This is a genomic window from Xenorhabdus mauleonii (assembly GCF_900113945.1).
GTDB lineage: Bacteria > Pseudomonadota > Gammaproteobacteria > Enterobacterales > Enterobacteriaceae > Xenorhabdus > Xenorhabdus mauleonii.
Genome location: NZ_FORG01000022.1, coordinates 57104 through 67360, shown reverse-complemented (window position 1 = coordinate 67360; position 10257 = coordinate 57104). Strand labels below are relative to the sequence as shown.

The window sequence follows — 10257 nt, the reverse complement described above, 5'->3', positions numbered from 1 at the left end:
CTTTCTCCGACTGCCCTCCGCGGCTTGCTTCAGCTCAGCGTCGGTCAGTGGTGGCGCATTATAGGGAGTTTTACGGATGTGACAATAGTTTTTTTCGATTTTTTTTCCGTTCGTATTTTTTTTCTTCAAAACGCTGAGATAACCAACAAAAAGATGGTTTTTAACCCACTTTATTGCACCATAATTCACTGTTTTTTTAAAACGCGAAGTCAGATTTTTAAAAACGCCTCAGAAAATCTATCTACCTGCTCCCAATCTGTATATTCAATTTCTTTTGTTGTATCAGTTTCTCCGCCTGTCATTCTCATGATGAACTGAATCATGATGCGATCCAGCCAACTATAACGCGGATAAAGCAGCGCTCCGGCGAAAACTTCAGACAAACTAGGCTGCCACGGGCTTTTTATTAAGAATTTACGCACATAGGCATTTGTTTCTGGCGTTCTTTTCTCTGGTTTCCTAGCGGTCAGGTTGACACCGAAGAAAGCTGTTGGCATTTGATTCAACTGTTTTTGATGACGAATAACAAACTTGTTCAATATGGAATTGAAATGCCCGTAACGTATTGATGCACCTATCATGACTTTTTGATAAGGAGCCAGATTGACTTGTTTCACTGTGGCGAGATCCCTCAAGTCACAAGCAATGCCAGCACGCCGGATGTTTTCTGCAACGCGCATGATAATTTTTTTGGTTTGTCCATCCTGAGTGGAATAGAGCAACAGATAACTCATAGATACACCTTTATTAAGCTAAGCCACTATTCACGCCAAAAGGTCGGTGTGAACAAAACTAACAGTGTGAATACTTCCAAGCGCCCGAATAACATGGTGACAACCAATATCCATTTTGCCATCGGGTTCATGGTCGTAAAGTTGTCAGCTACAGCACCCAGCCCTGGACCTAAGTTATTCAACGTTGCCGCTGTAGCAGAGAAAGCAGAAAACTCATCAATGCCCGTTGCTATTAATAGCAACATGCTGATGACAAAGACCAATGCATAGGCAGAAAAGAATCCCCATACAGCCTCAATGATTCTTTCCGGTAATGCCCGTTGTCCTAATTTGATGGTATATACCGCATTCGGGTGCACCAATCGTTTCAATTCGCGGGAACCTTGCAAAAAGAGCATCAGAATACGAATAACTTTCAACCCTCCACCCGTTGAACCAGCGCATCCACCAATAAAAGCAGAACATAATAGTAGGAAGGGTAAGAACAGCGGCCAGTGGGAAAAGCTGTCTGTTGTAAATCCGGCAGTTGTTGCCATGGAGACAACTTGGAAGAAGGCGTGATTGAATGCTTCTATTTCAGATTCATACACTGAGTGTTGCCACAATATCAGCATGCAGACCGCTAATAATGCCAGTTGGATAGTAATGAACATGCGAAATTCTGGATCACGCCAGTATACTTTCAAGCTCCTGCCAGAAAGAACAGCAAAATGCAGGCCAAAATTACAACCTGATATCAGTAAGAAAATAGCAATAATCGTGTTGATAGTTGGACTATTAAAAAAACCAACACTGGCGTCATGAGTCGAAAACCCGCCAATGGCGATGGTGGAAAAGCTATGGGAAATAGCATCAAATACTGACATTCCCGCAGCCCACAATGCTAACGCACAGGCAATAGTCAGCAAGACATAGATTAGCCAAAGTGTTTTTGCCGTTTCTGCAATACGGGGGCGCATTTTATTGTCTTTCAACGGCCCCGGCATTTCTGCCCGATAAAGCTGCATCCCCCCAACACCAAGTAAAGGCAAAATCGCCACAGCCAGAACGATAATTCCCATCCCTCCTAACCATTGCAACATTTGTCGATAAAAAAGGATGGCTTTAGGGAGAGAGTCAAGACCAACAAGGGTTGTCGCCCCTGTCGTTGTCAGGCCGGAGAAGGATTCGAAAAAGGCATCGGTAATGGAAAGGTTGGGTTTTTCAGAAAAAATAAACGGTAATGCACCGACACTCCCCAATACAGTCCAAAATAGAACAACGATTAAGAAGCCCTCTTTTGGCTTGAGATCTCGTTTTTGATCCCGATTGGGCGCCCACAATATTAAGCCAATAATAAGGGCAAAAATAAATGTCTGGCTGAATGCCTTGCCTGCCCCATCGCGGTAAATCAATGCCACCAAACCCGGGATAATCATTGTGACAGAGAAAAGAATAACAAGTAGCCCAACAATACGGGTTATGGCGCGAAAATGCATTCGGCTGGTTCCTTAGAAATCCGGTATAACAAAATGGTTAAGATTTAGGCGACAAAAATAGCGCACCGCGGCTTAAGTCTCGTAATTTATCACCTATCTCGCCAGCTAGGGTTGCCGGCAATGAAACTTGCAACGTGACATTTTCGGCATATTCGCTGGCAATCACTTGCCCAGAAAATTGTTGCAGTAATTGTTCCACCATCGAAATATGAGAATATTCACACTGTAACTGGAACAATTTTTGTGGCACCTTATATTCAGTTTCTAATAATTTCAATGCCTGCTGCACACCATTGCCATAAGCTTTGACCAAACCACCTGTACCGAGTTTTATTCCGCCAAAATAGCGGACAGACACCGCTGTGATTTCCCCCAAACCACTCCCTATTAATTGAGCAATCATGGGTTTACCCGCAGTTCCAGTCGGTTCTCCATCATCAGAAAAACCCAATTGCTGGGAATCATCCGGCGCCCCGGCCACAAAAGCCCAGCAATGATGGCGAGCATCAGGATATTGCTCCTTGATGCTTTGGATAAATAACTTTGCCTCATCGACCCCGCTGGTATGCTCCAGCAGGGTGATAAAACGACTCTTTTTTATTTCTTCAGTAAAGCTGACTGAAGCCGCAGGTATTAAATAAGGCTTCATTACGACAAGTGTAGATCTCTGGTCATGTTTTCAATTTTTCCATCGTGAATAACGATGTTATCTTCAATTCGAATGCCGCCATAAGGTTTCAACATGTCTATTTTTTTCCAGTCGAAATGTTGACGATATTCATTCTCGCGCCACGGGGCCAAGAGTGTTTCAATAAAATAAATGCCCGGTTCAATGGTTAAGACCATTTTTGGCTCTAGCATACGGGTGCAACGCAAATAAGGATACATTTCCGGAGCCGCTAAATGTTCTCCGCTATCATTTTGCATAAAGCCGGCTGAGTCATGCACTTGTAAACCAAGTGGATGGCCAAGTCCATGTGGGAAAAATGGTGCTGTCAGCCCTTTTTCAACCATGCTCTCTTCGCTGATGCCATGGATAATGTCATGTTTTTTCAGAACCTTAGCTATGCGATGGTGCATATTAATATGATAGTCGGTATATCGGACACCCGTTTTAATCGTACCGATAATCGCCTGTTGTTCTTCATTCAGATCCTTAATCAATGAAGCAAAATCACTATTGGATTTTGCAGCATAGGTTCTGGTGATATCAGCCGCATAGCCATTATATTCCGCTCCCGCATCTATCAAGAAGCTGCGAATTTCAGAAGGTACTGTCTGCTGTAATTTGGTGTAGTGCAAAACTGATGCATTTTCATTCAAGGCAACGATATTATCATAAGGAACATCGGTATCACGGTGCCCGGTAGCCATCAGATAGAACATATTAATTTCGAATTCACTCACGCCCGATAAAAATGCATCATAAGCGGCCAAATGACCATTAACGGCGGTTTTCTGAGCTTCGCGCATGCAAGCCAATTCGTAATCTGTTTTATAGGAACGATGGTAATTCAGATAATCCAGAATGGCTTTCGGGTTGATGTTATGTTCAGCGATTCCAAGTGATTCAGCTCGTTTAACTTGCTCACCAATGTAAGCCACATTTTGCTTTGGCAATCTGCTTAGTTGGGCATTGATATCTTCGGCTTTTGCCAAATGAATCAGCTCTACATCCTCAGTCCAGTAACTGGTGGGCAGTGATTCCACGCTATGCCAATAATCGACAGGTGAATAAAACCATAATTTGGGTTTATTGATACCATCAATCCATAGCCAACAGTTCGGAACTTTGGTTACAGGAACCCAAGCCTTAAAGTGGGCATTGGCTTTAAAAGGATAAGATCTGTCATCAAGAAAAATTTGTAATGCTTCACCTGAGTGAATAAGTAGGGCGTCGCGCTGAGTTCTTGCCAATATTTCACTGGCACGTTTTTGTAATGTTTTAATGTGTTCGTGATACAGAGATGCCAACTTTTCCATCTTAATTAGCCTTTTGATTTTCTGGCAGGAGATTAAATATTATCACAATTCATTGCATTGGGAGCTATCACCTGAAAAACCACCATCCCAAAATCAACGGTAATATTTATGTTTTTCAAATCGCTAATCAGAAATGTTATCTACTGTCTTAAATCTTACCTGTGATCCGCTCTACAAAAAATTAATCATAAGTTTGCATTCAATTAACACACTAATCACAATCACCTCATCTGGTCATACCAGATGGTATGCACTCATTGAGGAGAATGACATGCTCTACCTAAGTGACACTATTCAAGTTAAATGGCTGAAAGATGGCATTGCAGAACTGATCTTCAATGCGCCAGCTGCAATTAATAAATTAGATACAAAAACTGTTGCTTCACTGGACAAGGCTGTTGCCGCCCTTGAGCAACAAACTGAACTCAAAGGGCTGTTGCTGCGCTCGGAAAAACAAGCCTTTATTGTTGGGGCTGATATCACCGAATTTTTATCATTATTCAATGCGCCAGTAGAGAAACTCCACGAACTGTTGGATCTTGCCAACAGTATTTTTAACCGCATTGAAGATCTCCCTGTTCCAACGATCTCCGCCATCAACGGTTATGCTCTGGGTGGTGGCTGTGAAGCAGTACTGTCCACCGATTTTCGTATCGCATCCCCAGATCTTCGCATTGGGTTACCAGAAACTAAATTAGGCATTATGCCGGGCTTCGGCGGCTCTGTTCGCCTGCCGCGTGTCATTGGTTGCGATAATGCTCTCGAAATCATTACTGCTGGAAAAGATATCAGCGCTGAAGAAGCACTGAAAAATGGCCTGGTTAATGCTGTCGTTCCTGCTGAAAAGCTGGTTGATTCTGCTGTTTCCATTCTGGAACAAGCCATCAAAGGCGATCTGGATTGGAAAGCGGCCCGCCAGCCAAAATTAATGCCTCTGAATCTCAATGAGATAGAACGTACCATGAGTTTTAACGTGGCAAAAGGCATGGTAATGAAAGTAGCAGGCCCTCATTATCCGGCACCAATTACAGCAGTTAAAACCATTGAGAAATCGGCGACGCTAGGTCGTGATGAAGCACTGAAATTAGAATCTGCCAGTTTCGTCTCTTTGGCACAAACCTCTGTTGCCCGTGCTTTGGTTGGCATCTTCCTGAATGACCAATATGTCAAAGGGCTGGCGAAAAAACACCAGAAAACCGTGGCTACACCTGAGCAAGCTGCTGTATTGGGCGCTGGTATCATGGGTGGTGGCATAGCCTATCAATCTGCGCGCAAAGGGATTCCTGTCTTGATGAAAGACATCAATCAACAGGCGCTGGATTTAGGTATCAATGAAGCCGCCAAGCTGTTGAATAAGCAATTTGAGCGTGGACGCCTGAATGCCATGAAGATGGCTCAGATCCTGTCTTCAATTCAGCCAACCCTCAATTATGCAGGTATTGAGCAAACTCAGATTGTTGTTGAAGCTGTCGTTGAAAATCCAAAAATCAAAGCCGCAGTTCTGGCAGAAACAGAGTCACATATCAATGATGACTGCATTCTGGCTTCAAATACTTCCACGATCCCAATTACTGAATTGGCAAAATCGCTGAAGCGACCAGAAAATTTCTGTGGAATGCATTTCTTCAACCCAGTACACCGTATGCCGCTGGTTGAGATCATCCGTGGAGAAAAAACGTCAGAGCAGACGATTTCCACTGTTGTGGCTTATGCCAGCAAAATGGGTAAAACACCGATTGTTGTTAATGATTGCCCCGGTTTCTTCGTAAACCGCGTGTTGTTCCCTTATTTGGCTGGTTTCGGCATGCTCCTGCGCGATGGCGGTGATTTCCGTCAAATCGACAAAATCATGGAAAAAGAATTCGGCTGGCCGATGGGCCCTGCTTATCTTATCGATGTTGTTGGCATCGACACCGCTCACCATGCACAGGCTGTTATGGCACAAGGTTTCCCTGAGCGCATGAGCCGTGATTATCGTGATGCCATTGATGTGTTATTCGAAAATCAGCGTTACGGCCAGAAAAATGGCGTTGGTTTCTATAAATACACTCAAGATAAAAAAGGCAAGCCGAAAAAAGGGCAAGATGAAGCGGTCGACCAATTACTGGCTGGCATCAGCGGACCAAAACACACGTTCTCTGGCGAAGAAATCATTGCCCGTACCATGATCCCTATGATTAACGAAGTCGTTCGTTGTCTGGAAGAAGGTATCATTGCCAGCCCGGCAGAAGCAGATATGGCTCTGGTTTATGGTTTGGGATTCCCTCCATTCCACGGTGGTGTTTTCCGTTATCTCGATACCATGGGAACCGCAGCTTACGTGAAAATGGCTGAAAGTTATGCTCATTTGGGTGCGCTTTACCATGTACCAGCGGGCCTGAAAGCAAAATCCGAAAGCAATGAAAGTTACTACCCTGCCCCAGCAGAACTTGCTGTCAATCCAGGTGAAAAAGCGTGAGGTCTGAAAACATGGAAAACGTAGTTATTATTGATGGTATCCGTACCCCAATGGGGCGCTCAAAAGGTGGTGTATTCCGTCAGGTCCGTGCCGAAGATCTCTCCGCACATCTGATGAAATCGTTGCTCAAGCGCAATCCTGCCCTTCAGCCTGAGCATATCGACGATATCTCTTGGGGATGCGTGCAGCAAACTTTGGAGCAGGGATTCAACATTGCCCGTAATGCAGCATTGCTGGCAGGTATCCCACATTCGGTTCCTGCTGTTACCGTAAACCGCCTGTGTGGTTCTTCAATGCAATCCTTGCATGACGGCGCTCGCATGATCATGACCGGTGATGCCAATATTGCGATGGTTGGTGGTGTTGAGCATATGGGGCATGTTCCAATGACCCACGGCGTCGATTTTCACCCGAAATTAAGCCTCAATGTTGCAAAAGCAGCGGGCGTTATGGGTTTGACCGCAGAAATGCTGGCAAAAATGTATGGTATCAGCCGCGAAATGCAAGATGAATTTGCTCTGCGTTCTCATCAACGCGCAGCACAGGCAACTGAATCCAAGGCTTTTGCTAATGAAATTGCGGCAATCTATGGCCATGATGCTGACGGCAATATGAAATTTGTCGATTACGATGAAGTCATCCGTCCAGAAACTAACCTCAAAGATCTCGCTGCCCTGCGTCCAGTTTTCGATCCTGTGACCGGAAGTGTTACCGCGGGTAACTCATCAGCGCTTTCTGATGGCGCATCAGCAATGCTTATCATGAGCGAAAGCAAAGCCAAAGAGCTGGGGCTGAAAGCTCGTGCCCGCATCCGTTCAATGGCTGTTGTTGGCTGTGATCCTTCCATCATGGGTTATGGTCCTGTGCCTGCAACAAAAATGGCACTGAAAAAAGCGGGCCTAAGCCTTTCAGACATCGGCATGATGGAATTGAACGAAGCATTTGCCGCACAATCATTAGCTTGCATGAAAGGGCTGAACCTGCTGGATAGCATGGATGACAGAATCAACCTGAACGGCGGAGCAATTGCTCTCGGCCACCCATTAGGCTGTTCTGGCACTCGAATCACCACCACTTTGCTGAACCTGATGGAACGCAAAGATGTGCAGTTCGGGCTAGCAACCATGTGTATCGGTTTAGGTCAAGGCATAGCCACGATCATCGAGAGAGTGTAATTACCTGGTGTGTTTGTAAAGTACTGACGATTGAAATTTATATGTATTTTCCCTTGTCTGTCTTGTCTATTGCATCACTCTAAATAAGTTGTTGCCGTAGTTTCCCGCCTGTCAGGGGCGGGTTTTTTTATTATTTTTTACGGGGGAAAAGTAATCTAGATAAATTCAAACGCATCACTGTACATACGCTCAACAGATGCATCACGCTCGCTGCAAAACCGTTCACGTGCAATCTTGGCCATTTCAAAGCGACCGGCGATATAAATATCATGGTTTGCCAAACAACCGAAATCTTCTAAAACCGCACTCAACACCGTTCCGCTTCTGCCCCGCCAATGCTCATCAATCTGTTCTACAACAGGAACCACCGTTAAATTGGGATGAATTTCGCTCAGGGCCTGTAGCTCACCCAGATCATAAAGGTGTTGCAGCTCACGCCCACCCCAATAAATTGAAATCTTGCGATGAGGATTTTTTTCGAGTGCTGCCAGCAGGATAGAGCGGGTATAAGAGAAACCGGTTCCTCCTGCAATCAATAGCATCGGGTTTTCACTGTCTTCACGATACCATGCATGACCATGTGGAATATCAATATCAATGACGCGTTGGGCCAGAATCCGGTCCATAACCGCCATTGCATAGAGATTTAGTTCAGATGCCCCAATATGCAACTCAATTGTCTGTTTTTCTGATGGAGGTGATGCCATAGAAAAAGGGCGTTTGTCTCTTTCATCCATTACCACCATCAAATATTGCCCTGCACGGAAAGAAAAAGGCGAATCAGGTAATAAACGAACCCGATAAACTGTATCTGTAATGGAGTCAACCGATGTTACTTTACAGCTTAATGTTGTCATGCGTTCCCTCTTATCGCTTGAAAATATCTAATTGATCCCAAATTTCATCCACACGGCTCCGGATTTCATCGCTCATCACGATCGGACGCCCCCATTCCCTTTGTGTTTCTCCTGGCCATTTATTCGTTGCATCCAGCCCCATTTTCGATCCTAACCCAGAAATGGGAGATGCAAAATCAAGATAGTCAATTGGTGTATTATCCATTAAGACAGTATCTCTTTGCGGATCCATCCGTGTCGTTATCGCCCAGATGACATCATTCCAATCTCGTGCATTGATATCATCATCACAAACGATCACAAATTTTGTGTACATAAATTGTCGTAAATATGACCAGACTCCCATCATTACTCGCTTGGCATGACCTGCATATTGTTTTTTGATTGTAACGACTGCGAGCCGATAGGAGCACCCTTCTGGCGGTAAATAAAAATCCACAATTTCAGGGAACTGTTTTTGCAGTATAGGCACCAGAACTTCATTTAATGCAACACCCAATACGGCGGGTTCATCTGGCGGACGGCCAGTGTAAGTGGAATGATAAATAGCATCTTTGCGCTGAGTTATGTGGGTTACCGTAAATACCGGAAACATGTCCACTTCATTGTAATAGCCGGTGTGATCACCATAAGGGCCTTCCGGTGCCATTTCGCTGGGTTCAATGTATCCTTCAAGGATAATTTCAGCACTTGCAGGCACTTCCAGATCATTGGAAACACATTTAACAACTTCAGTTTTATGCCCACGCAATAATCCAGCAAAAGCATATTCAGACAGAGTATCAGGGATAGGCGTTACGGCTCCCAGTATCGTGGCAGGATCAGCCCCCAATGCAACAGAAACAGGAAAGCGCTCTCCCGGATGCGCCTGACACCATTCCTGAAAATCCAACGCACCGCCGCGATGGGATAGCCAGCGCATAATCAGTTTATTTTTCCCCAATACCTGCTGGCGATAAATCCCTAAATTTTGCCGCTCTTTATTAGGCCCTTTAGTTACCGTCAATCCCCACGTGATAAGTGGCGCGGCATCTTCTGGCCAACAATGCATAACAGGAATGCGAGTCAGATCCACCTCTTCCCCTGACCAAATATTTTCCTGGCAAGGTGCAGAATTAAGGCGTTTGGTCGGCATATTCAAAACTTGTTTGAATTTCGGCAGCTTATCGACCAGGTCACGAAACCCTTTTGGTGGTTCTGGCTCTTTCAGGAAGGCCAATAATTTACCCACATCATGCAAGGCTTTGACATCATCTTGCCCCATTCCCATGGCAACTCGCTTGGGTGTGCCAAATAAGTTGCACAGCACAGGCATTGAATATCCTTTAGGATTTTCAAACAATAAAGCTGGGCCACCGGCACGAAGAGTACGATCCGCGATCTCCGTCATCTCCAAATAAGGATCAACTTCCATGCGAATTCGTTTTAATTCACCAGATTCTTCTAATAAGGAAAGAAAGTCTCTTAGATCGCGGTATTTCATATTATTCATTTGTGCCGATATGTAAGGAAGGAAGAACATTATAAGTCCTCCCATGAGGGTTACAAGGTAAACTGATAACCCACTAAAAA

Annotated in this window: 9 protein-coding genes; 2 read left to right on the top strand and 7 right to left on the bottom strand. The window is 44.7% G+C overall.

All coding sequences use genetic code 11. The annotated features are described in order from the left end of the window. The 5 genes from BM100_RS23430 to pepQ all read right to left on the bottom strand — a co-directional run. Positions 1 to 189 (bottom strand): hypothetical protein (locus tag BM100_RS23430; protein WP_217648209.1); only part of this gene is annotated, 189 nt, incomplete at its 3' end. Between the two features lie 20 nt (positions 190 to 209). Continuing rightward, complete coding sequence (hemG, locus tag BM100_RS17360; RefSeq protein ID WP_092513228.1) at positions 210 to 734, bottom strand: menaquinone-dependent protoporphyrinogen IX dehydrogenase; 525 nt, start codon at positions 732 to 734, stop codon at positions 210 to 212. Between the two features lie 26 nt (positions 735 to 760). Further along, complete coding sequence (gene trkH, locus BM100_RS17355; RefSeq protein ID WP_092513226.1) at positions 761 to 2212, bottom strand: Trk system potassium transporter TrkH; 1452 nt, start codon at positions 2210 to 2212, stop codon at positions 761 to 763. Between the two features lie 37 nt (positions 2213 to 2249). Beyond that, the gene (locus BM100_RS17350; protein WP_092513224.1) at positions 2250 to 2861 is read right to left on the bottom strand and encodes an IMPACT family protein; all 612 of its coding nucleotides are present in this window, start codon (positions 2859 to 2861) and stop codon (positions 2250 to 2252) included. Further along, the gene (pepQ, locus tag BM100_RS17345) at positions 2861 to 4195 is read right to left on the bottom strand and encodes a Xaa-Pro dipeptidase (protein ID WP_092513222.1); all 1335 of its coding nucleotides are present in this window, start codon (positions 4193 to 4195) and stop codon (positions 2861 to 2863) included. The genes BM100_RS17350 and pepQ overlap by 1 nt, the downstream gene beginning before the upstream one ends. A 271-nt stretch (positions 4196 to 4466) precedes the next feature. On the opposite strand from pepQ, the gene fadB reads away from it, so the two are divergent. Together fadB and fadA are read left to right on the top strand one after the other, a co-directional pair. After that, entirely contained in the window at positions 4467 to 6653 is a 2187-nt protein-coding gene (gene fadB / locus BM100_RS17340) for a fatty acid oxidation complex subunit alpha FadB (protein WP_092513220.1), read from the top strand. Positions 6654 to 6664: 11 nt separating this feature from the next. After that, the gene (gene fadA, locus BM100_RS17335) at positions 6665 to 7828 is read left to right on the top strand and encodes an acetyl-CoA C-acyltransferase FadA (RefSeq protein ID WP_092513242.1); all 1164 of its coding nucleotides are present in this window, start codon (positions 6665 to 6667) and stop codon (positions 7826 to 7828) included. 155 nt (positions 7829 to 7983) lie between these two features. Here the strand turns inward: fadA and fre are convergent, their stop codons facing one another. After that, complete coding sequence (gene fre, locus BM100_RS17330) at positions 7984 to 8685, bottom strand: NAD(P)H-flavin reductase (RefSeq protein WP_092513218.1); 702 nt, start codon at positions 8683 to 8685, stop codon at positions 7984 to 7986. Between the two features lie 10 nt (positions 8686 to 8695). Beyond that, on the bottom strand, positions 8696 to 10168 hold the full coding sequence (ubiD, locus tag BM100_RS17325; RefSeq protein WP_092513240.1) for a 4-hydroxy-3-polyprenylbenzoate decarboxylase: 1473 nt from the start codon (positions 10166 to 10168) through the stop codon (positions 8696 to 8698). Between the last annotated feature and the right edge of the window lie 89 nt (positions 10169 to 10257).